Consider the following 24,675-nt stretch of genomic DNA (forward strand, 5'->3'; position numbering starts at 1 on the left):
ATTGGCCTCAGTTTAAGGCAAAGAGGTGTCTACGAAACCCGGGGCGATTCATTCTGCTTGTCGCCTGCGCGGAAAAACCTACCGCCGCGGACGCTCAGCCCCTGCCCAAGCTCCAGACGGCACCGGCTATCGCACCGGCTGTGGTTGCCCCCTTGGCAGTGGATAATCTTGATATCCAACCGACCCAGACCTTTGCCGAATGGCAGGCTGGCTTCCGTGCGCAAGCGCTGCAAGCCGGGATCACTGCGGCTGTGTTCGATAACGCTTTTGCCGGCGTCACCCCTGATATGGCGGTGATTCGCGCCGACCGCAGCCAACCGGAATTTTCCCGCCCGGTGTGGGAATACCTCGACGGCGCCCTGTCACCGGTGCGCGTGCGCAATGGTCAGGCGCTGCTGGTCAAATACGCTGATATTCTGCAAAGCATCGAACAGCGCTATGGCGTCGACCGCCAGGCACTGGTCTCGGTGTGGGGCATGGAGAGCAACTTCGGCGCGTTCCAGGGCAATAATTCGGTGATCCGCTCCCTGGCCACCCTGGCCTATGAAGGCCGTCGCCCGGCCTTTGCCCAGGCGCAGCTGCTGGCAGCGCTGCAGATCATCCAGCATGGTGATATTCAAGCCGACCAGATGAAAGGTTCCTGGGCCGGTGCGATGGGCCAGACGCAGTTTATCCCGACCACCTATAACACCCATGCGGTGGACTTTGACGGTGATGGTCGTCGCGATATCTGGAACAGCCCGTCCGACGCCCTCGCCTCCACGGCGCATTACCTGCAAAGCTCCGGGTGGCAGAAAGGCCAGCCATGGGGCGTTGAAGTGCAGCCGCTGCCGTCGGGCTTCGACTACAGCCTGGCCGATGGCGGCGTGCGCAAGACCGTGGCGCAATGGCTGCAACTGGGCATCCAACTCCCCCCTGGCGTGAGCCTGCCGGCCAATGTCGACCAGTTGTCCGCCGCCCTGCTGTTACCGGCTGGCTACCGTGGCCCGGCATTCCTGGTATTGGATAACTTCCGCGCAATCCTCAAGTACAACAATTCGTCGTCCTATGCGCTGGCGGTTGGCCTATTGTCGGAGCGATTTGGCGGCGGCGGTGTGATTCGTGGCAGTTGGCCCAAAGATGAGCTGCCGCTGAGCCGCTCCCAGCGTATCGACCTGCAAACGGCACTCAGCGCCAAAGGCTATGACGCCGGTAACCCGGATGGGATTATCGGCGCCAATACGCGCAAGGCGATTCGCGCGGCGCAGCAGGCGTTGGGCTGGCCGGCGGATGGGTATCCGACGGTGAAGTTGCTGGAATCACTGCAGGACCGATAGATCTGCTTAGGGCAACTACCGCCATCGGGGGCAAGCCCCCCCGATGGCGGTTTAGCAGACTGTAAAAAACTCAGGGGTTGAACACTACATCCTGCTCCAACACCACCCGCCGCTCCCCCGCATCCAAGCGCACCAAAGCACCCATCGGCAACGTCAGGTTGGGGTCGCAATGCCCACTGCGCCAGCCGGCCAGCACCGGAACGCACAGGGGTTCGAAAGTCTGCTTCAGCAACCGCTCCAGCGCACCGTTATCCACACCCGCCACATCCCCTACCAGCACACCGGCGACCTGGGCCAGCTTGCCGGCCAGGCGCAGGTGAGTCAGCAGGCGGTCGATACGATAAAGCGGCTCGTTGACGTCCTCGATAAACAGGATGATGCCTTCGGCGTCTATCTCATACGGCGTGCCCATTGTTGCAGCAATCATCGACAGATTACCGCCCAGCAAGCGCCCACAGGCAATGCCTGGCTCGATCGTGGTCAACGGGTAGGCCACCGGGTGCGCAAGCACACTGCCGGCGCCCAGTTGGCCACGCAGCAGGCTGAACAGGGAGGATTCGGTTGGCTGTTGCTTATCGCCCAGCAGGTCGGCATTGAGCATCGGCCCGTGGAATGTGACAAAGCCGGCGTAACGGTTGATCGCCAGGTGCAAGGCGGTGATATCGCTGTAACCCACGAATGGTTTGGGGTTGGCACGAAGCAGGTCGTAGTCCAGCGCGTCGAGCAAGCGTGGCGTGCCGTAGCCGCCGCGCAGGCAGAAGATGGCATCGACGTCGGGATTGGCGAAGGCGGCGTGCAGGTCGCGCAGGCGCACTTCATCGCTGCCGGCCAGGTAGCCGTCGCGCTCGTATACACCGGGGTAAATGCGCAGGTCGTAACCGCGGGCACGCATCCATTGCCCGGCTTTTTCAACGTCCAGCGCGGCAGGGCCAGCGGGGGCGATCAGGCCGATGGTGCCTTCGGGGCGCAGTGCAGGTACGGCGGCGGTCATCTATGGTTCTCCCTATATGACGCAGAACGAAATGTGGGAGCTGGCTTGCCTGCGATGCAAGCGCCTCGGTGTATCAGTGACACCGAGGTGATGCTATCGCAGGCAAGCCAGCTCCCACACAAGCCAGCATTTCACATTGATTCTGGGGGCGGCTTACGAAACCAGGCTTGCCTTGACCAGCTTGGCCTGCTCGTCGGCGTGGTACGAAGAACGCACCAACGGGCCCGACGCCACGTTCTTGAAGCCCATCTTGTAACCTTCCTCGGCGAACCAGGCGAAGGTGTCCGGGTGCACGAAACGCTGCACCGGCAAGTGGCTGCGCGATGGTTGCAGGTACTGGCCCAGGGTCAGCATGTCGATGTCGTGTTCGCGCATGCGCTTCATGACGTCGATGACTTCTTCGTCGGTCTCGCCCAGGCCCAGCATCAAGCCGGATTTGGTCGGGATGTGCGGCATCATCTGCTTGAATTTCTGCAGCAGGGTCAGCGACCACTGGTAGTCCGAACCCGGACGCGCAGCCTTGTACAGGCGCGGCACGGTTTCCAGGTTGTGGTTGAACACATCTGGCGGCTCGGCGGCGGTGATTTCCAGAGCCACGTCCATACGGCCACGGTAGTCCGGCACCAGGGTTTCGAGCATCACGTTGGGTGACAGCTTGCGGATCTCACGGATGCAGTCGGCGAAGTGTTGGGCACCGCCGTCGCGCAGGTCGTCACGGTCGACCGACGTGATCACCACGTACTTGAGTTTCAGGTCGGCGATGGCGATGGCCAGGCTTTGCGGCTCGTTGACGTCCAGAGGTTTCGGACGGCCGTGGCCTACGTCGCAGAATGGGCAACGACGGGTGCAGATGTCGCCCATGATCATGAACGTGGCGGTGCCGCCAGAGAAGCATTCACCCAGGTTCGGGCAGGACGCTTCTTCGCATACGCTGTGCAGTTTGTGTTTGCGCAGCAGGGACTTGATACGGTCGACTTCCGGCGAAACCGGGATGCGCACGCGAATCCAGTCGGGTTTCTTCGGCAGTTCGGTAGTCGGGATGATCTTGACCGGGATGCGTGCAACCTTCTCGGCGCCGCGCAGCTTGACGCCGGCTTCCACCTTGGCACGCGGGGCCGGGGCTGGACGCTCAGTGATGTCCAGCGTCGGGATCATGGTTTGCACAACATCAGTAGTCATATCAATCGATTCCGCCCGTCAGGGTCGTCTGCTCTGCATAGTCGAGGTGTTTGACGAGCTGCGCGCGCAGCCGGGCACTAACCTCGGCAAATTTAATCGGTGTGGCATGATCGCTCAGTTGGGTCATCGCCAGCCCGGCATAACCGCACGGGTTGATCCGCCGGAACGGCGCCAGGTCCATGTCCACGTTCAAGGCCAGGCCATGAAAGGAACAACCGTGGCGAATACGCAGCCCCAGGGAGGCGATTTTCGCGCCGTCTACATACACACCGGGTGCATCGGGCTTGGCCGCGGCGGTCACGCCATAACTGGCCAGCAGCTCGATCAGGCAAGCCTCCATGCGGCTGACCAGGTCGCGCACGCCAAAACCCAGCTTGCGCACATCCAGCAGCAGGTAAGCCACCAATTGCCCTGGGCCATGGTAAGTCACTTGGCCACCCCGGTCGACCTGCACCACCGGAATATCACCCGGAAGTAACAGATGCTCGGCCTTGCCGGCCTGCCCCTGGGTGAATACCGGCGGGTGTTCCACCAGCCAGATTTCATCCGGGGCAGAGGTGCCGCGCTCGTTGGTAAAGCGCTGCATGGCATGCCAGACCGGCTCGTAGGCCATCTGGCCGAGCTCGCGAAAGCCCAGAACGTGCGACATCACAGCACCATGTGCACGAAGCCGGTGGCCCGCAGTTCGCTGTTGATGTTGTAGAGCTGGTCCTGATCGGTCGCAACGATGTGCAACTGAATCGTGGTGTACTTGCCGGTGGAGCTTTGACGCTCGTCCACGCGGTTGTCGTTGATCGTCGCGTGTTTCCTGACGATTTCGAGAATCTTGTCCTTGCGGCCGACACCGGTATCGCTGATCACCTTGACGGGATAATCCGTCACAGGGAATTCGATCTTTGGCGCCTTTACTTCTACGTCTTTATCGGTCATGGCAGAACAGCCTCGTAAGCGCTAAGCCGTGGCGACGGGCAAAGCCCCGCGCTGGATCAACGCGGGGCTTTGCAGGTGCACACAATCAGTTGAACAAGCCGTAGAAGAATAGACGGATGCTATCCCATACGCGGCGGAAGATACCACCTTCCTCGACAGCGTCCAGCGCGATCAGGTCGGCGCTATGCACCACCTTGTCGTCCAGCTTGACTTCGACTTTACCGATCACGTCGCCCTTGGCGATTGGGGCAACCAATTGCGGGTTCAGGGTCATGCTGGCAGCGAGCTTTTTCAGCTGGCCTTTAGGCATGGTCAGGGTCAGGTCGTCGGCCAGGCCGGCCTTGACTTGCGAGGTAGCGCCTTTCCATACCGGCGCGGTCGCAAGCTCGGCACCCTTCTGGTAGAAGGTCTGGGTTTCGAAGAAGCGGAAGCCGTAGGTCAGCAGTTTTTGCGTCTCGGCCGCACGGGCCTGTTCGCTGTTGGTGCCGAATACCACGGCGATCAGGCGCTGGCCATCACGCACAGCGGACGACACCATGCAGTAGCCGGCTTCGTCGGTGTGGCCGGTTTTCAGGCCGTCGACGGTCTTGTCGCGCCACAGCAGCAGGTTGCGGTTAGGCTGCTTGATGTTGTTCCAGAAGAACTCCTTCTGGGAGTAGATCGCGTAGTGCACCGGGTCAACGCGGATGATCGCGCGCGCCAGGATCGCCATGTCGTGAGCCGACGAATAGTGCTCTGGGTTCGGCAGGCCGGTCGGGTTCATGAAGTGGCTGTTGGTCATGCCCAGGTCGGCGGCAGTCTTGTTCATCACGTCGGCGAACGCATCTTCGCTGCCGGCGATGTGCTCGGCCAGGGCGACGCTGGCGTCGTTGCCGGACTGGATGATGATGCCGTGCAACAGGTCACTGACGGTGACTTGCGAGCCGACCTTGATGAACATCCGCGAACCACCGGTACGCCAGGCGTTTTCGCTGACGGTGACCGGATCGTTCTCGCCGATCTGGCCGCGACGGATTTCCAGGGTCGCGATATAGGCAGTCATCAGCTTGGTCAGGCTGGCTGGCGGCAGGCGTACATCACCGCCGTTTTCGACCAGCACGTTGCCACTGGCGGCGTCCATGAGGACCCACGACTTGGCGGCCAGTTGCGGGGAGGCCGGCACCATTTCAACCGCCCAGGCGGCCGGGGTGATGATCAGCGAGATAAGCAGGCACGTGCGTTTGGCTAAGGTGGTGATGTTCATCCGTCTCTCGAAATTGCTTATGGAAACTTGCCCTCGCGGGCAAAACTATTCAGACAGCCCGCTTCCAGACTGTCACGTGTTCGGTTGCCCGCTCACCCCTTGCCCCTGGGTTTTTATTGTTCAACGAGCCAACAACCTGGACTCAAGCGCGCAGGCGCACCTGAGCCATCAATCCGTTACTTATTCTGCGGTGACCACGCTGGGTTGCCCCAGGTTGGCCAGGCGGACGCTGTTCTGCACTTGCGCCACTTCACTTGGCGAACCGATCGGGCCCATGCGTACACGGTGCAACGTTTGCTGGTTACGCACGATGGAACTGATGAAGACCGGCGCGCTGACCATACCGCTGAGCTTGGACCTTAACAGTTCTGCCGCATCCGGGTTGGCGAAAGCGCCGACCTGAAGGTATTGCCCGCCCGCCATCGAGGCGCCCGGTGCTGCGTGAGGGACGACGACGGTATCCGGAGCATGTTGCGCCGGCGGCGGCGTCCACTGCTCGATCTTGCCGGTCGAGGCCGTCACTTGCGGTTGGGGGGTTGCCGGTTCGTTAAGCATCAACGGCGCCGGCTTGCCACGCTGGGCCCAATACTGCGCCGGGTCGATGCCCTCGACTTTCACCCGTGCAGTGCCGGTTTCGGCGTAGCCAAGCTTCTTGGCCGCGGCGTAGGACAAGTCGATGATCCGGTCCGAATAGAACGGCCCGCGGTCGTTGACCCGCAGGATTACCGTACGGTTGTTGTCCAGGTTGGTAACGCGAACATAGCTGGGAAGCGGCAGGGTCTTGTGGGCCGCGCTCATGCCGTACAGGTCATACACTTCGCCGTTGGCGGTGTTCTGGCCATGAAACTTGGTGCCGTACCAGGACGCGGTGCCGGACTGCACGTAGGTCTTGGATTCCTGCAGCGGGAAGTAATTCTTGCCCAGCACGGTGTAGGGGTTGGCCTTGTAGGGGCCGGTGTGCAGGGTCGGCGTGGCATCCGGGATTTTCGAGACATCCACATCCCACCACGGCGCGCCATCTTTGTGCGCACGGTTGATGTCCAGGCCCGGCTGGGCGCGCACCACCGTGCCGCCGGCCTTCTTGGCAGGCGCACGGTTAGGGGTGGTGGAGCAACTGGCAACCAGCAAGGACAACGCGGCGAACGCCACCAGCTTGAGCGGTTTTTTGAACGGCGATACCCGCATTACTTGTTGCCCCGTGCTTGAACCAGCTCATCTGACAGCTGATGCACGGCCATGGCGTACATCACACTGCGGTTATAACGCGTGATTGCGTAGAAATTCTTCAGGCCCATCCAGTATTCCGGGCCGTTTGCACCTTCCAGGCGGAATGCCGTCACCGGCATGTCGTCGCGTGGCGCATTCTGACTCGACCAGCCCAGCGCTCGCAACTCCCCGACGGTCTTGACCGGCTCGATACCCTGGGTCAAGCCTTCATCGGCGCGCTCACCTGTGACATCGGCGCGGATAACCACCGGTTCGCCTCCAACCCAGCCGTGACGCTTGAAGTAGCTGGCCACGCTGCCGATGGCGTCGTCGGGGTTGCTCCAGATATTGATATGGCCGTCGCCGTCAAAGTCCACCGCATAGGCGCGAAAGCTGCTCGGCATGAACTGCGGCAAGCCCATCGCGCCGGCGTACGAGCCCTTGAGTGTCATCGGGTCGACCTGTTCTTCGCGGGCCAGCAGCAGGAATTCGCGCAGCTCCTTGCGGAAGAATTCGGCACGCGGCGGGTAATCGAAGCCCAGGGTCGACAAGGCGTCGATCACCCGGTAGCTGCCGGTATTGCGGCCGTAGAACGTTTCAATGCCGATGATCGAGACGATGACCTGGGCCGGCACGCCGTATTCCTGCTCGGCGCGGGCCAGGACGGCTTCATGCTGGCGCCAGAAGTCCACGCCGCGGGCAATACGTGCGTCAGTAAGGAACATCGGGCGATATTCCTTCCACTGCTTCACGCGTTCGGCGGGGCGGGAAATGGCGTCGAGGATCGCCTGCTTTTTCTGGGCTTCGCGGAACACGCCCATCAGTTGCTCGCCAGCAAAACCGTAGTCGCGGGTCATCTCACCGACAAATTCGGCGACCTGGGGTGAACCATCGTAGTCACCGGCCTGCGCCTCTTGCGTTGCCCCCAGCAGCCCAATCAGGCCCATCCAGGTCGCATGCCGAGTCGCCCAGCCGCGCATTACTTGCATTGACATCTTCACCTTATTCAAACCTGTGCGATCCACTTGCGATGCGTATGAATCGACATCAAAACCCCAAACGCTGACAGCAATGTCACCAGCGAAGTTCCGCCGTAGCTAATGAATGGCAACGGCACCCCAACCACCGGCAGCAGGCCACTGACCATACCGATGTTGACGAAAACGTAAACAAAAAAAGTCATGGTCAGGCTGCCGGCAAGCAATTTACCGAACAGCGTCTGCGCCTGGGCGGTAATCACCAGGCCGCGACCAATCAACAGCAGATAGATCAACAATAAGGCGCAAATGCCCACCAGGCCGAACTCTTCGCCCATCACCGCGATGATGAAGTCGGTATGACTTTCGGGCAAGAAGTCCAGATGGGACTGGGTGCCCAGCAACCAGCCTTTGCCGAATACGCCGCCGGAACCGATGGCCGCCTTGGACTGGATGATGTTCCAGCCGGTGCCCAACGGGTCGCTCTCCGGGTCGAGGAACGTCAGGATCCGTTGCTTCTGATAGTCGTGCATGAAGAAGAACCACATGGCCACGGCCACGGGGACGGCAGCGGCCAGCACGCTGAGGATCCAGCGCCAGCGCAAGCCGCCCATAAACAGCACGAACGCGCCACCGGCCAGAATCAGCAATGAGGTGCCAAGGTCAGGCTGGCGCACGATCAGAATAAACGGCACGCCGATTAGAAGCAGGCTGATCACCACGTGCTTGAGCTGTGGCGGCAAGGTGCGCTTGGACAAGTACCAGGCGATGGTGGCCGGCATCAGGATCTTCATGAATTCCGACGGTTGGAAGCGAATCACCCCGGGAATGTTGATCCAGCGCGTGGCTCCCATGGCGTTATGGCCCATGACATCCACCACCACCAGCAGCAACACGCCGGCGACATACCCCAGCGGCACCCAACGCGCCATGAAGCGTGGTTCAAGCTGGGCGATCACCACCATCGACAACAGGCCCAGGCCAAACGAGGACGCCTGTTTGATCAGCAGGTCCCAGTTCTTGCCGCTGGCCGAATACAGCACGAACAGGCTGCCGGCCGCCAAGGTCAGCAGCAGGATCAGCAGCGGCCCATCAATGTGCATGCGTTGCAGCAACGTCGCACGGCGACGCATCACATCCTCGCTGGAGAGGATGCGGTCAAAATTACTCTTCACGGGCCGTAACCTCGGGGCTTGATGGGGGGCCGCCATACTCGGGCTTGAGCTTGCCATCCTCGGCCAACAGCCAGGCATCCATGATCTGCCGCACCACGGGCGCCGCGACGCCAGAGCCGGACTCACCGTTCTCGACCATCACCGAGACCACGATTTTCGGGTCGTCAGCCGGGGCGAAGCCGACAAACAAGGCGTGGTCGCGGTGACGCTCCTGAACCTTGGAACGGTCATATTTTTCGCCCTGCTTGATCGCGACCACCTGGGCCGTACCACTCTTGCCGGCGATGCGGTATTGCGCGCCGGCTGCCGCCTTGCGTGCGGTACCCCGTGCGCCGTGCATGACTTGCTGCATGCCGTGGTTGACCTTGGCCCAGTCCGACGGGTCGCGCAGCACAATATCGGGAATCGGGTTGTCGTCTACCGGCTTTTCGCCTTCGATGGTCTTGGCCAGGTGCGGCCGATTCCAGATGCCTTTATTGGCCACCAGCGCCGTGGCCTGGGCCAGTTGCAGCGGCGTGGCCTGCATATAGCCCTGGCCGATCCCCAGGATCAGGGTTTCACCCGGGAACCATGCCTGACGGCGCGTCGCACGCTTCCATTCCCGCGACGGCATCAGGCCGGGAGACTCTTCGAACATGTCCAGAGAGACTTTCTGACCGAGGCCGAACTTGCCCATGTAGGCAGACAGGCGATCGATCCCCAGCTTGTGGGCCAGGTCGTAAAAATAGGTGTCGTTGGAGCGCATGATCGCGGTGTCCAGGTCGACATAGCCGTCACCGGAGCGGTTCCAGTTGCGGTATTTGTGATCATAGTTGGGCAGCATGTAGTAGCCGGGGTCATAGACCCGGCTGGAGGCCGTGACCACGCCGGAATCCAGGCCGGCGATCGCCACCGCCGGCTTGATGGTCGAACCCGGTGGATACAGGCCGCGCAATACGCGGTTGAACAGCGGTCGATCGATGGAGTCGCGCAGCTCGGCGTAGGCCTTGAAGCTGATGCCGGTGACGAACAGGTTAGGGTCGAAACTCGGCTGACTGACCATCGCCAGCACTTCGCCGGTTTTCGGGTCCAGCGCCACCACGGCGCCACGCCGGCCACCCAGGGCCATCTCGGCCGCTTCCTGCAACTTGATGTCCAGGCTCAGCACAATGTCCTTGCCCGGTATCGGGTCGGTGCGCTTGAGCACGCGCAAGACGCGGCCGCGGGCGTTGGTCTCGACTTCTTCGTAACCCACCTGGCCGTGCAGCTCGGGCTCGTAGAAACGCTCGATGCCGGTCTTGCCGATATGATGGGTGCCGCTGTAATTGACCGGGTCGAGGGTTTTAAGCTCTTTCTCGTTGATCCGCCCCATATAGCCGACCGAGTGGGCAAAGTGCGCCCCCTGCGGATAGTGGCGCACCAACTGCGCCACCACTTCCACACCCGGCAGACGGAACTGGTTCACGGCGATTCGGGCGATCTGCTCTTCGGTCAGCTCGAACAGGATCGGCACCGGCTCGAACGGCCGGCGCCCCTGCTTCATGCGTTTCTCGAAGATCACCCGGTCTTCCGGCGTCAGTTGCAGCACCTCGACAATCACATCGAGCACCTGCTGCCAGTCGCCGGAACGCTCACGGGTCATGCTCAGGCTGAAGCTGGGGCGGTTATCCGCGACCACCACGCCATTGCGGTCGAAGATCAGCCCACGGGTCGGCGGAATCGGCTGCACATGCACCCGGTTGTTTTCCGACAGCGTGGAGTGATAGTCGTACTGGATCACCTGCAGGAAATACAGACGCGCAATCAGCACGCACATCAACACCACCACCAAAATCGCACCGAACACCACCCGCGCGCGTACCAGACGTGCGTCTTTCTCGTGGTCCTTGATGCGGATCGGCTGGGTCATCGGGGGCAGCGCAGACTATTTGTGGTAAGGGTGCCCGGACAGAACTGTCCAGGCGCGATACAGCTGTTCACCGATCAGAATCCTTACCAACGGGTGCGGCAATGTCAGCGCCGACAACGACCAGCGCTGATCGGCTCGCGCGCAGACTTCCGGCGCAAGCCCCTCGGGGCCACCGACCATGAAGTTGACCGTACGCGAATCCAGGCGCCAGCGATCCAGTTCCACCGCCAACTGCTCGGTGCTCCAGGGCTTGCCGTGCACTTCGAGAGTGACGATACGCTCGTTGGGGCCGACCTTGGCCAGCATGGCTTCGCCTTCCTGGCGAATAAAGCGCGCCACATCGGCGTTCTTGCCCCGGGTATTGAGCGGTATTTCCACCAGTTCAAGCGACAGCTCAGCGGGCAGACGCTTGGCATACTCGTGCCAGCCTTCTTCCACCCACTTGGGCATGCGTGAACCGACAGCGATCAGACGCAGGCGCACAGCCGTTCCTTATTCCTGGTCTTTGTTGAGCTTGTCGAAGTGCGCGTGGCCCACTTCCGGGCTGTGGTGCTTGCCATCGGCGGCACGGCTCTGCTCGGCGCCTTTCCACAGACGTTCCAGGTCGTAGAACTGGCGGGCGTTGGAGGTCATCATGTGAACGATCACATCGTCCATGTCCAGCAGTACCCAGTCGCTGTCGCCCTTGCCTTCCTCACCCAGAGGCTTCACGCCCTGGGCTTTGACGGCTTCGCGAACCTTGTCGAGCATCGCGCCGATCTGGCGGTTGGAGGTACCGGTGGCGATGATCATGAAGTCGGTGATGCTTTGCTTGTCGCGTACGTCCAGCACCTGGATGTCCTGGGCCTTAACGTCTTCCAGGGCGGCCACGGCCACTTTCACCAGCTCTTCGCCAGCCAATTCCGGGCCCACGTGGGCTTCAACCGGCAGCGGTGCGCTTTTGAAGGTGCCTTTGCGCTTAACTTTGCTTACGTCTTTGTTCGTCATATAAAACTCGTTTTGCTCGTATGTTCGGGCGCTTGCTGCACGGCTCGTGCGTTCAAGCGCGCCTTTTCAGTTCGACGCACGGTAAAGCCCGTGCGCATCGATGTAGGCCAGGACCGCGTCAGGCACCAGGAAACGTACCGACTTACCGCTGGCCAGCAGTTGACGGATCTGGGTGGCGGACACCGCAAGCGGGGTCTGCCAGACGAATGCAATATTCCCGTTCGGCCCGGTCAGGGCCAAGGGGTCACTTACCGACCGCGCGGCCAGCAGGTTGCGCAAGGCATCCGGCGGTTCGCTGTCGGCATCCGGGCGTTGCAAAACCAGGATGTGGCAATGCTGGAGGAGCTCCTCCCAGCGGTGCCAAGAGGGCAGGCCGCAAAATGCGTCCCAGCCCAAAAGCAGAAACAACTGGTCATCTGCGGCCATCTCGGCACGCATCAGCTCCAGGGTGTCGACAGTGTAGGACGGTTTATCGCGCTTGAGCTCGCGGTCGTCCACCATCAACGGCTGTATGCCCTCTACGGCCACCTGCACCATTTCCAGACGCTGTTGCGCGGACACCTGCGGCGTATCGCGATGCGGCGGCCGAAAATTGGGCAGCAGCCGCACCTCGTCCAGCGCCAGGGCATCGGCGACTTCCAGGGCACTGCGCAAATGGCCGATGTGCACGGGGTCGAAAGTACCGCCGAGCAGCCCGATGCGTTTAGCCATCAAGTGCGCACATGACCGTCGCCGAACACTACGTACTTCTCGCTGGTCAGCCCTTCAAGGCCAACCGGGCCGCGTGCATGGAGCTTGTCGGTGGAGATACCGATCTCCGCCCCCAGGCCATACTCGAAGCCGTCGGCAAAACGTGTCGAGGCGTTGATCATCACCGAAGCGGAGTCCACTTCATTGAGGAAACGCCGGGCATCGCTGAAATGCTCGGAAACAATGGCGTCGGTGTGCTTGGAGCCGTATTTATTGATGTGCTCGATGGCCTGGTCCAGGTCGTCGACGATGCGAATCGACAGGATCGGCGCGGTGTATTCGGTGTACCAGTCTTGTTCAGTCGCTTCGATCACATCGCTGCCGAGCAGTGCACGGGTACGCTCGCAGCCACGCAGCTCCACGCCCTTGTCACGGTAGATGGCAGCCAGCGGCGGCAGCACGCGCTCGGCAATGCCGGCGTGCACCAGCAGGGTTTCCATGGTGTTGCACGGCGCGTAGCGGTGGGTCTTGGCGTTGTCGGCAATGCGAATCGCCTTGTCGAGGTCGGCGGCGATGTCGATGAAGACGTGGCACACGCCGTCCAGATGCTTGATTACTGGCACCTTGGCATCCCGGCTGACGCGCTCGATCAGGCTCTTGCCGCCACGGGGCACAATCACGTCGACGAATTCCGGCATGGTGATCAACGCGCCAACGGCGGCGCGGTCGGTGGTTTCCACCACTTGCACCACTTCAGCTGGCAACTCGGCCACGGCCAGGCCTTGCTGGATGCAGGCGGCGATAGCACGGTTGGAATTGATCGCCTCGGAGCCGCCTCGCAGGATGGTAGCGTTGCCCGACTTCAGGCACAGGCTCGCGGCGTCGATGGTCACGTTCGGACGCGACTCGTAGATGATGCCGATCACACCCAGCGGCACGCGCATCTTTCCGACCTGGATACCGGACGGCAGGTAGCGCATGTCGCGGATTTCACCGATGGGGTCAGGCAGCTTGGCCACCTGACGCAGGCCTTCGATCATGTCGTCGATACGTGCCGGGGTCAGTGCCAGGCGATCCAGCAAGGCAGGTTCCAGGCCATTGGCGCGACCGTTGGCCAAGTCCAGTTCATTGGCAGCGGTCAACTCGGAGCGCGAAGCATCCAGAGCATCGGCAGCCGCCAGCAGCGCACGGTTCTTCTGTGCAGTGCTCGCACGGGCGATCAACCGCGAGGCCTGACGGGCAGCGCGACCCAGGCGGGTCATGTAGTCAAGAACGGACTCAGTCATGGTCAGGGAGTCTTGGCAAAGAGGAAAGCGGCAGATTATAGCTGTGACGCCGCTCGACTGACAGCGGTGAGGGGCGGATGGTCGAAATGAACTGTAAAAACCCGGGGTTCAGCGGTAATTAAGGTGAGAGTTGTTATTATTCCGTCACATTTAGCCGTAATAACCCTGAACGCCATGCCCGGACTTACCGCCCCACTCCCCGCAAGCGCCCTGCCCGACGGCTTCTTCGACCGCGATGCACAACTGCTCGCGCAAGAACTGTTGGGGAAAATCATTCGCCACCGTGTTGGTGATCTCTGGCTTTCGGCGCGAATTATTGAAACCGAAGCCTATTACGTGGCCGAAAAAGGCAGCCATGCGTCGCTGGGTTACACAGAAAAGCGTAAGGCTTTGTTTCTGGATGGCGGTCATATCTATATGTACTACGCCAGGGGCGGTGATTCCCTGAACTTCAGCGCCCACGGCCCGGGGAATGCCGTGCTGATCAAGTCGGCTTACCCGTGGGTCGATGAAATCTGCGGGCCGGCGAGCCTGGCGCAAATGCTGTTGAACAACCCCAACCCCGACGGCAGCCCGCGCCCGGCGCAGAAGCTGTGCGCCGGGCAGACCCTGTTGTGCAAGGCACTGGGCCTGAAAGTGCCGATGTGGGACGCCAAGCGCTTCGATCAGGAACTGCTGTATGTCGAAGATGTGGGCCAGGTGCCCACACAGATTATCCAGACCACCCGGCTGGGCATTCCCAGCGGGCGCGATGAACACTTGATGTACCGCTTCGTCGATGCCGGCTATGCGCCGTACTGCACGCGGAACCCGCTGCGTCGCGGGCAGGTCGAAGGCCGCGATTATTTTTTGATCTAACGGGCGACACATCCCATGTGGGAGCTGGCTTGCCTGCGATAGCGGTGGGCCAGGCAACTTCCATGCTGGCCATGCCGCAGCCATCGCAGGCAAGCCAGCTCCCACAGTGGAAATTCACCGTCTCATTATGGAGTGGATTGTATGGGCCAATGGCTCGATAGCATCACCGGCTGGCTGACCCTGAACCCGCAATGGCTGGCAGCCGCGGTGTTTATTGTCGCGTGCGTGGAGTGCCTGGCCATTGCCGGGCTAATCGTGCCGGGCACGGTATTGCTGTTTGCGATTGCCGCACTGGCCGGCAGCGGTGCGTTGTCACTGAGTGAAACCCTGCTGCTGGGCTTCCTCGGCGGACTATTGGGCGACGGGGTTTCCTACTACCTGGGCCGACATTTCCATCAGAACATCCGGCGCTTGCCGGGCCTGCGACATCATCCGGAATGGATGAATGGCGCAGAAACCTACTTCCACAAGTACGGCATCGCCAGCCTGCTGGTCGGACGCTTCATCGGGCCATTGCGGCCCATGCTGCCGATGGTCGCCGGTATGTGCGACATGCCGTTCCCGCGCTTTGCGATCGTCAGCCTGATCGCCGCCGCCGGTTGGTCAGTGGCGTATCTGCTGCCGGGCTGGGCAGCCGGTGCCGCGTTCCGCCTGCCCTTGCCGGAAGGTTTCTGGCCGGAAGCGGCGATTGTCGCGGCGTGCCTGGCGGCGCTGTTGGGATTAAGTTTGAACAGCAGCCTGCGCGCCCATCGTCGCGCAACGTTGTGGATCGGTTGTGCCAGCCTGACCTTGCTGATCGCGCTGTTTATCGGCTACCCGCATCTCAATGACTTCGATCAGGGCCTGAGCGCCCTGGTGCAGGAGCATCGCAGCCCGTGGCTGGATGAGGTGATGGTGCGGATCACGCAATTGGGCGAGTTCAAGAAAATGTTCGTCGCCAGCGCGGTGTTCACCGTCCTGTTGTTTGTGGCCCGGCAATGGCGCCACGCGCTGTTTGTGGGAGCGACCCTGGCAGGCGCGGCGGTGATCAACACCGGCACCAAGCTGTTTTTTGCCCGCGGCCGCCCGGAGATTCTGACCGACCCGTTGACCAGTTTCAGTATGCCCAGCGGCCATGCCTCCGGCGCTTTTGCGTTCTTCCTGGCGCTCGCGGTATTGGCCGGTCGCGGCCAACCCACGCGGTTGCGCCTGACCTGGATGCTGCTGGGCTGCATACCCGCCGCATTCATTGCTCTGTCGCGGGTGTACCTGGGCGCTCACTGGCCCAGCGACATCCTCGCAGGCACGCTACTGGCCATGACGGTGTGTGCGTTCAGCCTGACCGTGATCCAGTACCGCAGCCCGCTGCCGGCAATGACGCAAAAAGCCTGGTGGCTGGTATTGCCGGCGGTGGTGGCGGTGCTCGGCTTCATTGCATTCACCGGCACCTCCCATGCATTGCTCAGGTACGCCTACTGACCCTTGGCCGGGCCAATCCAGTCCACTGAAGCAGAGCGACGCTCCACGCAACGCTCGCGTCGCTCCAGCAGCATCTCGTCGGCAATGTCGGCGGCGCGCTCTGCGATGTACTCTGCGCCCCGGGTGGCGTCCTGCTGGAGCAATTGCGTGGTCACGCTGACAAAATACGTGTCCCAGGCGACTTGTTCCGATGGTGTCAGACGAATCATGGTCATCCCCGATCATTATGGTGTGATCGGAAAATATTGCAGGCGCCGCGCCTGAAATGACGTAGCAAAATCCGAAAGCAACCGCAGAAAATTCTGTATCTCAGGTGAACAACTCACCCTGCAATTCATCCAGCAACATCTGAATGGCATCCAGCCGCTGCTGCGGATCGTCAATTCGCAGCAAGTCGACCTTATCGGCGTCGGTAAACGGCAGCAGGTACGCCAGTTGGTTGCCGAGGGCCTGCTGGCTTTCGGCATGGGCGTTCATCTCCAGCGAAGCCACCATCGGGTGCTCCGCCAGGGCCTCCAGCAGCGCCAGCAAGTCGGCGTCCTCTTCTTCCAGAGGCCGATCCGGCATCTCCTCCAACCATTTAACCTCGGCCACCAGCAATTGATCTTTCTGCACCGTGACGTCTAGTACGCGGAAACGCCGGCCACCCTCGACACGAATCCCCAGCAGGCCATTGTCCTGCTGTTTGAAGTCGCGAATAAACGCTTCGCAGCCGATCAGCGCGTAGCCGTCCGGGGCTATGCCCACTTCCTGGTCATTGAAGATGCACACCACACCAAAGCTTTCACCCTTTTTCATGCAGCGGCTGATCATGTCCAGGTAGCGCGCCTCAAATATCTGCAGGTCGAGGGTGCAGCCTGGGAACAGCACAGTGTTGAGTGGGAACAGCGCCAGACTCATAACGGTTTCCTTAAAACCCGGGTTAAACAATTACCGACACGGCCAACGGCAGAAACACCGCCGTCGCCACGCCCATCAGGCTCATGGCCAGCGCCGCAAAGGCGCCGCACTCTTCGCTTTCCTGCAGGGCCACCGAGGTGCCGACCGCATGGGCGGTCATGCCCAGCGCCATGCCCCGCGCTTCAGGGCTGTGCACGCCCAGGCGCGACAGATACGCCGGGCCGATCATCGCGCCGACCACCCCGGTGATCAGTACAAACACTGCCGCCAATGCCGCCACGCCACCAATCTGTTCGGCGACCAGCATGGCAATCGGCGACGTCACCGACTTGGGTGCCATGGTCATCAGCACCCTGTGTTCGGCACCAAACCACCAGCCCAACAGCACACACAAGCCGGTAGCCAACACCCCGCCTACCACCAGCGTAGTAAAAATCGGCCAGAACAATTGGCGAATCCGCCGCAGGTTGAGATAAAGCGGTACCGCCAATGCCACCGTCGCAGGCCCCAGCAGGATCCCCATGATCTCGGTGCTTTCGCGGTACTCGGCGTAACTCAGGCCACAGGCGAGCAACACACCGATCACCAGCAACATCGACACCAGCACCGGTTGCAGGAAGATCCAGCGGGTTTTCTCGTACCCCGCCAGCACCAACTGATAGGCGCCCAGGGTGATACCGATGCCGAACAACGGATGATGAATGACCGCCGTCCAGGCGCCCTGCCAGTCAAGCATCATTGGTCCTTCTCCTTGCGCCTGACCATCTGCTGCATCAGCACACCGACAAAGCCCATGGCGATCACCAGCGACAACACCAGCGCCCCGACGATAGCCCAGAAGTCCGCGACAATGTCCTTGGCGTAGACCATCACTCCCACGGCGGGCGGCACCAACAGCAACGGCAGATAACGCAACAGGCTGCCGGCCGCCAGGCTCAGCGGCTCGCCGACTTCACCGCGCCAGACCAGAAAGCCCAGCATCAGCAGCAGCCCGATGATCGGCCCCGGCAGTACCGGCAACAGCAAATGATTGATCGCCGTACCGATCAATTGAAACAGCACCAGCCAAGTCAGGCCACGTAACAGCATCCCGCTCTCTCCCCCCTCAAAGCCCATGCGCATTATAAGCACGCCCGCCCTATGCCCAGGCATTCGCCAAAAGCATGTTGGGTTGACCGGGCCATTTGCCCATGATGATCTACATTGGTTCTCTGTATCCCATATAAAACCCCTTATCAACGGGGGATAAAAATGATGAACCCAGGAGAGACGCAATGCCCTATGTACCCGTAGCGCAGCTCAAAGATTATGTCGGCAAGGAACTGGGACGTTCCGAATGGCTCACCATCGACCAGGCGCGCATCAACCTGTTCGCAGAGGCCACCGGCGATCATCAGTTCATCCACGTCGACCCGGTCAAGGCCGCACAAACCCCGTTCGGCAGCACCATCGCCCACGGTTTCCTGTCACTGTCACTGATGCCCAAGCTGATGGAAGACATCCTGATCATGCCCGAGGGCTTGAAAATGGCCGTCAACTACGGCCTGGACAGTGTGCGCTTCATCCAGCCGGTGAAGGTCGACTCCAAGGTGCGCCTGAACGTCACGCTCACCGACGTCACCGAGAAAAAACCCGGCCAATGGCTGTTCAAGGCCACCGCCACCCTGGAAATCGAAGGCCAGGAGAAACCTGCCTATATTGCCGAGTCGCTGTCACTCTGCTTCGTGTAAGGCCGACCCTGTGGCGAGGCAATAAACCTTGCCACAGTGTATGTAAATTTATGTATGAATCTCGCGGCTGCGGCATACTCGGCGCTCAATTATCCGGATCCCGCTATGCGCCCACTCGCTCCCCTTGCCCTTGCCCTGTTGCTGACCGCTTGCGGAGACGGCGAATCGCTGTTGCCGCCCGATGCGCGCCTGCCCGATGGCGGCCGCTACCGTGGCGATGTGGTCAACGGCCTGCTGCAAGGCCAGGGCCGCGTGGACTACCCCAACGGCAGTTGGTACGCCGGCCAGTTCGATAAAGGCCAGTGGCACGGCCAGGGCGAATGGCATGGCAGCAATGGCGAAGTCTATAAAGGCCAGTTCCAGCAGGGCCTGTTTGATGGCCAGGGCAGCTTGACTACCACGGGCAGCAGCTATGTCGGCAGCTTCAAGAACGGTCGACGCAATGGCGAAGGCACCCTCAAAGAAGGGCAGATGACCTATCGCGGCGAGTTCAAGGACGACCAGTACGCAGGCCTCGGTCGCCTGGAATTGGCCGATGGCAGCCAGTACCAGGGCCAATTTGCCCACGGCAAGCCCAATGGCGAAGGCCAGCGCAATGACGACAGCGGCAATCAGTTCAGCGGCCACTTTGTCGATGGCCAACTGGAAGGCAATGGCACCTTCAATAGCGCTGAGGGCGATATCTATATCGGCCAATTCAAGCAGAACCAACTCAACGGCAAAGGCCGCTATGAAAACGCCGACGGCGACGTATGGATCGGCCAGTTCAAGGAAGGCGCCCTCAGTGGCAAAGGCGAATTGATTGGCGCCGATGGCAGCCACTACGTCGGTCAGTTCAGTGACTGGCGCTTTACCGGTGAGGGGCGCTTGAACCTCACCGATGGCAGCTTCTATATCGGTGGCTTCGACAGCGACAACTATCAGGGGCGTGGCACCCTCGTGCTCACCGACGGCACCGTGCAGGCCGGCACCTGGGTCAATGGCCTGCGCGTGCGCGATGCCGATGGCAAGTTGCTGCCCGACCCACTGGAAACCGGCCTATTGGCCCAAGGCCGCTTGCTCGACGAGGCCCTGGCCGCCGTGCCGGCCTCGACACCTGCCGTCGAGCTTTATACGTTGGCGTTGGCAGGTGATGGCAAGCAAAGCGTGTTCCTGCGCGAAGCCGATTACGTCAGCAACCTGCTCACCACCCGCTTCGGCGCACGCGGGCAGGTCCGCCTGGTCAACCACCGTGACCACATCGCCGACCGTCCGCTGGCCACCCGCGAAAGCCTGAGGCGTTCCGTGCAAACCCTGGCCGAACGTACCGGGCCCGAAGACCTGGTGTTCATCTACTTGACCAGCCACGGCACCCATGAACATGAGTTGGTGCTCGACCAGCCGCGCATGGAACTGGCCGACCTGCCCGCCGATGAACTGGCCGCCGTGCTGGCGCCGTTGAAAAACCGCGACAAGATCATCGTGATTTCCGCCTGCTACTCCGGCGGTTTCATTCCGGCCCTGAAAGATGAGCGCACGCTGATCATGACGGCATCCCGTGCGGATCGCGTGTCCTTTGGCTGTTCAGAAGAGGCGGACTTTACCTACTTTGGCGATGCCCTTTTCGCACAAGCCTTCAACCAAACGGACGATTTGCAACACGCGTTCAAACTGGCACAACTGCATGTGGCCGAACGCGAACAGGCGGACAACTTCGAAGCCTCGGAACCGCAGATATGGGCGCCCAAAGGCGTGATCGCCCATTGGCAACTATTACGCAAACAGCAGGCACGAAAGGCGCTCGAAAGCGTCTCAATGAATAGCAAGGAAGCCAAAGGCAACTAAGCTGTAACGTGTAACAAGGGGGAAACATCATGTACCTGACACCTCAGCATATCTTGCTGGCCGGGGCCTCTGGCCTCACCGGCGAACACCTGCTTGATCGCCTGCTCAACGAACCCACCGTGACCCGTGTACTGGCGCCGAGCCGCAAGCCGCTGGCTGAACACCCACGCCTGGAAAACCCGGTGGGCGACCCTGCGGTGTTCCTGCCGCAACTGAGCGGCCGGGTGGACATGGCCTTTTGCTGCCTGGGCACCACGATCAAGAAAGCCGGCTCGGAAGCGGCGTTCCGTGCGGTCGATCTGGACATGGTGGTGGCCTTCGCCAAGCGCGCTCGGGAACTGGGTGCGCGGCATCTGATCGTGATCAGTGCGATCGGCGCCGACCCGAAATCCTCAGTGTTCTACAACCGAGTCAAGGGCGAAATGGAGCAGGCACTCAAAGCCCAGGACTGGCCGCAACTGACCATCGTGCGACCTTCCTTGCTGCTGGGGGAGCGGCTGGAACCGCGTCTGGCCGAACAGCTGGCCGGGCCGTTGTCGCGTTTGATTCCGGGCAAGTACCACGGCATCGAAGTCTGCGAACTGGCTCGCGCCATGTGGCGCCTGGCGCTGGAAGAACAGGATGGCGTACGGGTGGTGGAGTCGGATGAGCTGCGCAAGCTCGGCAAGTAAGAACGCCAATCCAAATGTGGGAGGGGGCTTGCTCCCGATGACGGTGGGTCAGCAACAATGTAGTTGCCTGACACGGCGCCATCGGGAGCAAGCCCCCTCCCACATTGGGTTCGTGTAGTTCTCAGAGTCCGCCAGTGGCGTTGAAGCCCACACCCAGCACGGTCAACAACGACAGTGGCAACAGCAGCGTATCGAGCAGCGCGCTGGCGGGCAGGTCGATATGAGGATAGGTGGGCGCCTCGGCACCAAAGCGGTCCTTGGCACAGCAGCCGCCATTGATCGCATACAAATCCAGGCGCGTACCGGCATACACCACAGGCGCGCCCGCTTGCGCGGCGTCCAGGGTGCGCGCCGTGGCGCAGCCCGTCAGTTGCAGCGCCAGTAGTAGCAGCAGCGTTTTATTCATCACCGCCCAAATGGTGCTCGCCCCAGCGCGGCAGCATGTCCTGGGGAATGTTCAGCAGGTTGAGAATGCGCGCCACCACGAAGTCCACCAAGTCATCGATGGTCTGCGGCTGGTGATAGAAACCCGGCGACGCGGGCAAGATGGTCACGCCCATGTTCGACAACTTGAGCATGTGTTCCAGGTGAATACTCGAATACGGTGCTTCGCGCGGTACCAGGATCAATTGGCGACGCTCCTTCAAGGTCACGTCCGCCGCCCTTTCGATCAGGTTATTGCAGGCGCCCGTGGCAATCGCCGACAGGGTGCCGGTGGAGCATGGCACCACCACCATCGCCGCCGGCGCGCCGGAGCCCGAAGCTACGGGCGACATCCAGTCTTCCTTGCCATAGACCTTGATCTGCCCCGCCGCCGCACCGGTGTATTCGGTGAGGAACGCTTGCATCATCTGCACCTTGGCCGGCAATTGCACATCCGTCTCGGTCGCCAGCACCAATTGGGCGGCCTTGGAAATCAGGAAGTGCACTTCACGGTCTTCACGTACCAGGCAATCCAGCAGGCGCAGGCCGTAAGGCGCGCCGGATGCGCCGGTCATTGCCAGGGTGATACGTTCGGGGCCGCTCATTTCAACGCCTCGGCCAGCTTGCCGTGCAAGCCGCCAAAGCCGCCGTTGCTCATGACTACCACATGGGTGCCGGGCCTGGCCAAGTGCTTCACATGCTCAATGATGCCTTCCAGCGAATCACACACGGTCGAAGGCACGGTGCACAGAGCAGCGATCCCCGGCAGGTCCCAACCAAGGTTGGCAGGCGCGTACCAGACCACCTGGTCGGCGTCGTTGACGCTTTCCGGCAGGCCATCGCGGTGCGCACCCAGCTTCATGGAGTTGGAGCGCGGTTCGACGATCGCAATGATTTGGGCATCGCCAACGCGCTTGCGCAGGCCGTCGAGCGTAGTGGCGATAGCTGTTGGATGGTGGGCAAAGTCGTCGTAGATGGTAATCCCATTCACGTCGGCGACTTTTTCCATGCGCCGCTTGACGCTTTTGAATGCGCTCAAGGCCGCGATGCCCATGGCCGGCACCACACCGACATGCCGTGCAGCCGCCAGGGTTACCAGCGCGTTGGCAACATTGTGCTGGCCGGTCATATCCCACTCCACGACGCCTTGGGCTTGGCCTTCGAACAGCACTTCAAACCGGGAGCCGTCTTCGCTGAGCAACTTGACCTGCCATTGCCCGTCCACACCGGTGGTCTGCACCGGCGTCCAGCAGCCCATGTCGATCACGCGCTGCAACGCCGGTTCAGTGGTCGGGTGGATGACCAGGCCTTCACTCGGGATGGTACGCACCAAGTGATGAAACTGCCGCTCAATAGCCGCCAGATCGGGAAAGATGTCCGCGTGATCAAACTCCAGATTATTCAGGATCGCTGTGCGCGGACGGTAGTGGACGAACTTGGAGCGCTTGTCGAAAAACGCGCTGTCGTATTCATCGGCTTCGATCACGAAAAACGGCGTATCGCCCAGGCGCGCCGACACCGAGAAATTCTGCGGCACGCCGCCGATCAGGAAGCCCGGGCTCATGCCCGCATGTTCCAGCACCCAGGCGAGCATACTGCTGGTGGTGGTCTTGCCGTGAGTGCCGGCCACCGCCAGTACCCAGCGACCTTGCAACACATGATCCGCCAGCCACTGGGGGCCGGAGACATAAGGCAAACCTTTGTTCAGTACGTACTCGACCGCTGGGTTGCCGCGGGACATGGCGTTGCCAATCACTACCAGATCCGGCACCGGGTCGAATTGCGAGGGGTCGTAACCTTGGGTCAGCTCGATACCTTGCGCCTGCAGCTGCGTGCTCATGGGCGGATAAACATTGGCATCGGAGCCCGTAACGTGATGGCCCAGCTCTTTGGCCAGAACCGCCATCGAACCCATGAACGTACCGCAGATACCCAGAATATGAATGTGCATAGTCGACCTCGTAAACATCGAGGCAGGTTAGCGTAGGGTGGGAAAGTTCGCACGCTTTAGCTGAGGGCGAAACGCCCGCCGGTAGGATCCGACGGGCAAAAGGGATGTCTTAAACCGTGGTGCCAGCTTTTTTAAGCTCAGCGTCTTTCAAGGTCATGATTCGTTCGGCCGCTTTTTCCATCGCGTCATACCGACGCTCTATTACGCCTAAGCGTCCCCCGGTACTGGGAGATGTTGACGACTCGATGTGAGGTTTGAAAATAACGCCGTTGTCCTCAGCCACTTGCCTCATATGGGTTTCTGAAACGCTCAGTAACTGCTCCAGGTTAGTCAAGCGTGCCCCACGCTCCTTGGGCCAGGCGTCGCCAATGGCAAGCCGGTCTGCGGTGCTGCCCGACGCCAGCGTCATGACGACATTGGCAAACTCCAGCACCACTTTCTCTACCCGATCCAGATGGCGCGTGGCTCCCGGCGCAGGCTCATCGGGTGCGGGTGGCGCAACGGTTTGCGGCACGGGCTTCTGATCGGGCTGTGCAACGCCGGGCAAATGCGGTGGCGGTGGCGCCACTGGCGACGGCACGTATTGGCCCTTGATCGCTTCCCCCGCGGCCACGGACCCGGCATACGCCCCCACATTGATCGGCGCGCTGACCATACCATTGACGCCTGCATTGATGAACGCGTCCTTGACCGTCTTGCTGGTAGAGGGTGATGTAGAAATAACGCCCGCTTTGACCAGCCTGTCGGCATCCAACAGTCGCTGGGTGACATCGGCCATGCTGACCTTGGGTGAATCGTCCTGTTTCACAGGGGCGGTCCCACCGCGGGGGGGCGTCTGAGGCCCCTTGGTCAGCACGTCCTTGAGTCTACCTGCGGTTGACTGGCTTGAACTGCCCGCGGTCGCACTGGCACCAGGGGTTTCGTGGCTTGTCGTCGGCTTTTTCCCACCCGCCGTGGTTTGGGGCCGGGTGGGCGAGGGACTGACCGGAGCA

Annotated in this window: 27 protein-coding genes; 6 read left to right on the forward strand and 21 right to left on the reverse strand. The window is 61.3% G+C overall.

Translation table 11 applies throughout. From position 1 onward, the window contains the following. Positions 1-50: 50 nt before the first annotated feature. Positions 51-1,316, forward strand: coding sequence for a lytic murein transglycosylase (locus tag E4P01_RS06845; RefSeq protein ID WP_248129956.1), 1,266 nt, complete (start codon positions 51-53; stop codon positions 1,314-1,316). Between the two features lie 70 nt (positions 1,317-1,386). Here the strand turns inward: E4P01_RS06845 and E4P01_RS06850 are convergent, their stop codons facing one another. From E4P01_RS06850 to E4P01_RS06910, 13 genes are all read right to left on the reverse strand, one after another. Then, entirely contained in the window at positions 1,387-2,307 is a 921-nt protein-coding gene (locus E4P01_RS06850; RefSeq protein ID WP_103734856.1) for an LD-carboxypeptidase, read from the reverse strand. Positions 2,308-2,460: 153 nt separating this feature from the next. Continuing rightward, positions 2,461-3,462 (reverse strand): lipoyl synthase, encoded by a 1,002-nt coding sequence (gene lipA / locus E4P01_RS06855; RefSeq protein ID WP_179119850.1) that lies wholly within the window; start codon positions 3,460-3,462, stop codon positions 2,461-2,463. A gap of 25 nt (positions 3,463-3,487) precedes the next feature. Then, positions 3,488-4,135, reverse strand: a complete 648-nt coding sequence (gene lipB / locus E4P01_RS06860; protein WP_032879294.1) for a lipoyl(octanoyl) transferase LipB — start codon at positions 4,133-4,135, stop codon at positions 3,488-3,490. Continuing rightward, the gene (locus tag E4P01_RS06865) at positions 4,135-4,416 is read right to left on the reverse strand and encodes a DUF493 domain-containing protein (RefSeq protein WP_005791752.1); all 282 of its coding nucleotides are present in this window, start codon (positions 4,414-4,416) and stop codon (positions 4,135-4,137) included. The genes lipB and E4P01_RS06865 overlap by 1 nt, the downstream gene beginning before the upstream one ends. 85 nt (positions 4,417-4,501) lie before the next feature. Then, complete coding sequence (locus tag E4P01_RS06870; protein WP_005791754.1) at positions 4,502-5,659, reverse strand: D-alanyl-D-alanine carboxypeptidase family protein; 1,158 nt, start codon at positions 5,657-5,659, stop codon at positions 4,502-4,504. Between the two features lie 180 nt (positions 5,660-5,839). Further along, complete coding sequence (locus E4P01_RS06875) at positions 5,840-6,844, reverse strand: septal ring lytic transglycosylase RlpA family protein (protein ID WP_103734857.1); 1,005 nt, start codon at positions 6,842-6,844, stop codon at positions 5,840-5,842. After that, entirely contained in the window at positions 6,844-7,854 is a 1,011-nt protein-coding gene (mltB, locus tag E4P01_RS06880) for a lytic murein transglycosylase B (protein ID WP_005791758.1), read from the reverse strand. The genes E4P01_RS06875 and mltB overlap by 1 nt, the downstream gene beginning before the upstream one ends. Positions 7,855-7,871: 17 nt before the next feature. Beyond that, on the reverse strand, positions 7,872-8,975 hold the full coding sequence (gene rodA, locus E4P01_RS06885; RefSeq protein ID WP_050549432.1) for a rod shape-determining protein RodA: 1,104 nt from the start codon (positions 8,973-8,975) through the stop codon (positions 7,872-7,874). A 31-nt stretch (positions 8,976-9,006) separates the two neighbouring features. Further along, the gene (gene mrdA, locus E4P01_RS06890) at positions 9,007-10,905 is read right to left on the reverse strand and encodes a penicillin-binding protein 2 (RefSeq protein WP_078822420.1); all 1,899 of its coding nucleotides are present in this window, start codon (positions 10,903-10,905) and stop codon (positions 9,007-9,009) included. A 15-nt stretch (positions 10,906-10,920) separates the two neighbouring features. Then, positions 10,921-11,388: a 23S rRNA (pseudouridine(1915)-N(3))-methyltransferase RlmH gene (rlmH, locus tag E4P01_RS06895; RefSeq protein WP_003176297.1), complete on the reverse strand. Its 468-nt coding sequence runs from the start codon at positions 11,386-11,388 to the stop codon at positions 10,921-10,923. Between the two features lie 9 nt (positions 11,389-11,397). Beyond that, positions 11,398-11,892 carry a ribosome silencing factor gene (gene rsfS / locus E4P01_RS06900; protein WP_003176298.1) on the reverse strand — a complete coding sequence of 165 codons (495 nt, stop codon included), beginning with the start codon at positions 11,890-11,892 and terminating at the stop codon, positions 11,398-11,400. 66 nt (positions 11,893-11,958) lie between these two features. Next, positions 11,959-12,603, reverse strand: coding sequence for a nicotinate-nucleotide adenylyltransferase (nadD, locus tag E4P01_RS06905; RefSeq protein WP_032879289.1), 645 nt, complete (start codon positions 12,601-12,603; stop codon positions 11,959-11,961). Beyond that, positions 12,603-13,868, reverse strand: coding sequence for a glutamate-5-semialdehyde dehydrogenase (locus tag E4P01_RS06910; protein WP_005791769.1), 1,266 nt, complete (start codon positions 13,866-13,868; stop codon positions 12,603-12,605). The genes nadD and E4P01_RS06910 overlap by 1 nt, the downstream gene beginning before the upstream one ends. A 174-nt stretch (positions 13,869-14,042) precedes the next feature. Here E4P01_RS06910 and E4P01_RS06915 point away from each other — a divergent pair, with 174 nt between their 5' ends. Both E4P01_RS06915 and E4P01_RS06920 read left to right on the forward strand, forming a co-directional pair. Then, on the forward strand, positions 14,043-14,726 hold the full coding sequence (locus E4P01_RS06915; protein ID WP_005791771.1) for a DNA-3-methyladenine glycosylase: 684 nt from the start codon (positions 14,043-14,045) through the stop codon (positions 14,724-14,726). Between the two features lie 141 nt (positions 14,727-14,867). Beyond that, positions 14,868-16,184: a bifunctional DedA family/phosphatase PAP2 family protein gene (locus E4P01_RS06920; RefSeq protein WP_216092155.1), complete on the forward strand. Its 1,317-nt coding sequence runs from the start codon at positions 14,868-14,870 to the stop codon at positions 16,182-16,184. On the opposite strand, the gene E4P01_RS06925 is transcribed toward E4P01_RS06920, so the two are convergent. The 4 genes from E4P01_RS06925 to E4P01_RS06940 all read right to left on the reverse strand — a co-directional run bounded on the left by E4P01_RS06925 (position 16,178) and on the right by E4P01_RS06940 (position 18,173). Continuing rightward, complete coding sequence (locus E4P01_RS06925) at positions 16,178-16,393, reverse strand: hypothetical protein (RefSeq protein WP_032881203.1); 216 nt, start codon at positions 16,391-16,393, stop codon at positions 16,178-16,180. The genes E4P01_RS06920 and E4P01_RS06925 overlap by 7 nt on opposite strands. A 100-nt stretch (positions 16,394-16,493) precedes the next feature. After that, entirely contained in the window at positions 16,494-17,084 is a 591-nt protein-coding gene (locus E4P01_RS06930) for an LON peptidase substrate-binding domain-containing protein (protein WP_032879285.1), read from the reverse strand. 22 nt (positions 17,085-17,106) lie between these two features. Beyond that, positions 17,107-17,823, reverse strand: a complete 717-nt coding sequence (locus E4P01_RS06935; RefSeq protein WP_005791780.1) for an LrgB family protein — start codon at positions 17,821-17,823, stop codon at positions 17,107-17,109. Next, the gene (locus tag E4P01_RS06940; RefSeq protein ID WP_005791782.1) at positions 17,820-18,173 is read right to left on the reverse strand and encodes a CidA/LrgA family protein; all 354 of its coding nucleotides are present in this window, start codon (positions 18,171-18,173) and stop codon (positions 17,820-17,822) included. The genes E4P01_RS06935 and E4P01_RS06940 overlap by 4 nt, the downstream gene beginning before the upstream one ends. Before the next feature lie 185 nt (positions 18,174-18,358). Between E4P01_RS06940 and E4P01_RS06945 the strand changes: the two genes are divergently transcribed. The 3 genes from E4P01_RS06945 to E4P01_RS06955 all read left to right on the forward strand — a co-directional run bounded on the left by E4P01_RS06945 (position 18,359) and on the right by E4P01_RS06955 (position 21,309). Continuing rightward, positions 18,359-18,814 carry a MaoC family dehydratase gene (locus tag E4P01_RS06945; RefSeq protein ID WP_005791783.1) on the forward strand — a complete coding sequence of 152 codons (456 nt, stop codon included), beginning with the start codon at positions 18,359-18,361 and terminating at the stop codon, positions 18,812-18,814. 105 nt (positions 18,815-18,919) lie between these two features. Continuing rightward, entirely contained in the window at positions 18,920-20,638 is a 1,719-nt protein-coding gene (locus E4P01_RS06950) for a C13 family peptidase (protein WP_032879284.1), read from the forward strand. 29 nt (positions 20,639-20,667) lie between these two features. Next, the gene (locus tag E4P01_RS06955; RefSeq protein ID WP_103734863.1) at positions 20,668-21,309 is read left to right on the forward strand and encodes an oxidoreductase; all 642 of its coding nucleotides are present in this window, start codon (positions 20,668-20,670) and stop codon (positions 21,307-21,309) included. 121 nt (positions 21,310-21,430) lie between these two features. On the opposite strand, the gene E4P01_RS06960 is transcribed toward E4P01_RS06955, so the two are convergent. The 4 genes from E4P01_RS06960 to E4P01_RS06975 form a co-directional block, all read right to left on the reverse strand. Then, complete coding sequence (locus E4P01_RS06960; protein WP_032879282.1) at positions 21,431-21,715, reverse strand: YceK/YidQ family lipoprotein; 285 nt, start codon at positions 21,713-21,715, stop codon at positions 21,431-21,433. Next, positions 21,708-22,337, reverse strand: a complete 630-nt coding sequence (gene ubiX, locus E4P01_RS06965; RefSeq protein WP_005791790.1) for a flavin prenyltransferase UbiX — start codon at positions 22,335-22,337, stop codon at positions 21,708-21,710. Before ubiX ends, E4P01_RS06960 begins: the two co-directional genes overlap by 8 nt. Continuing rightward, entirely contained in the window at positions 22,334-23,683 is a 1,350-nt protein-coding gene (gene mpl, locus E4P01_RS06970; protein WP_216090349.1) for a UDP-N-acetylmuramate:L-alanyl-gamma-D-glutamyl-meso-diaminopimelate ligase, read from the reverse strand. Before mpl ends, ubiX begins: the two co-directional genes overlap by 4 nt. Positions 23,684-23,792: 109 nt before the next feature. Beyond that, positions 23,793-24,491 carry a hypothetical protein gene (locus E4P01_RS06975; protein WP_248129954.1) on the reverse strand — a complete coding sequence of 233 codons (699 nt, stop codon included), beginning with the start codon at positions 24,489-24,491 and terminating at the stop codon, positions 23,793-23,795. Between the last annotated feature and the right edge of the window lie 184 nt (positions 24,492-24,675).

The sequence above is a fragment of the Pseudomonas sp. NCIMB 10586 genome (assembly GCF_023127895.1).
GTDB lineage: Bacteria > Pseudomonadota > Gammaproteobacteria > Pseudomonadales > Pseudomonadaceae > Aquipseudomonas > Aquipseudomonas synxantha_A.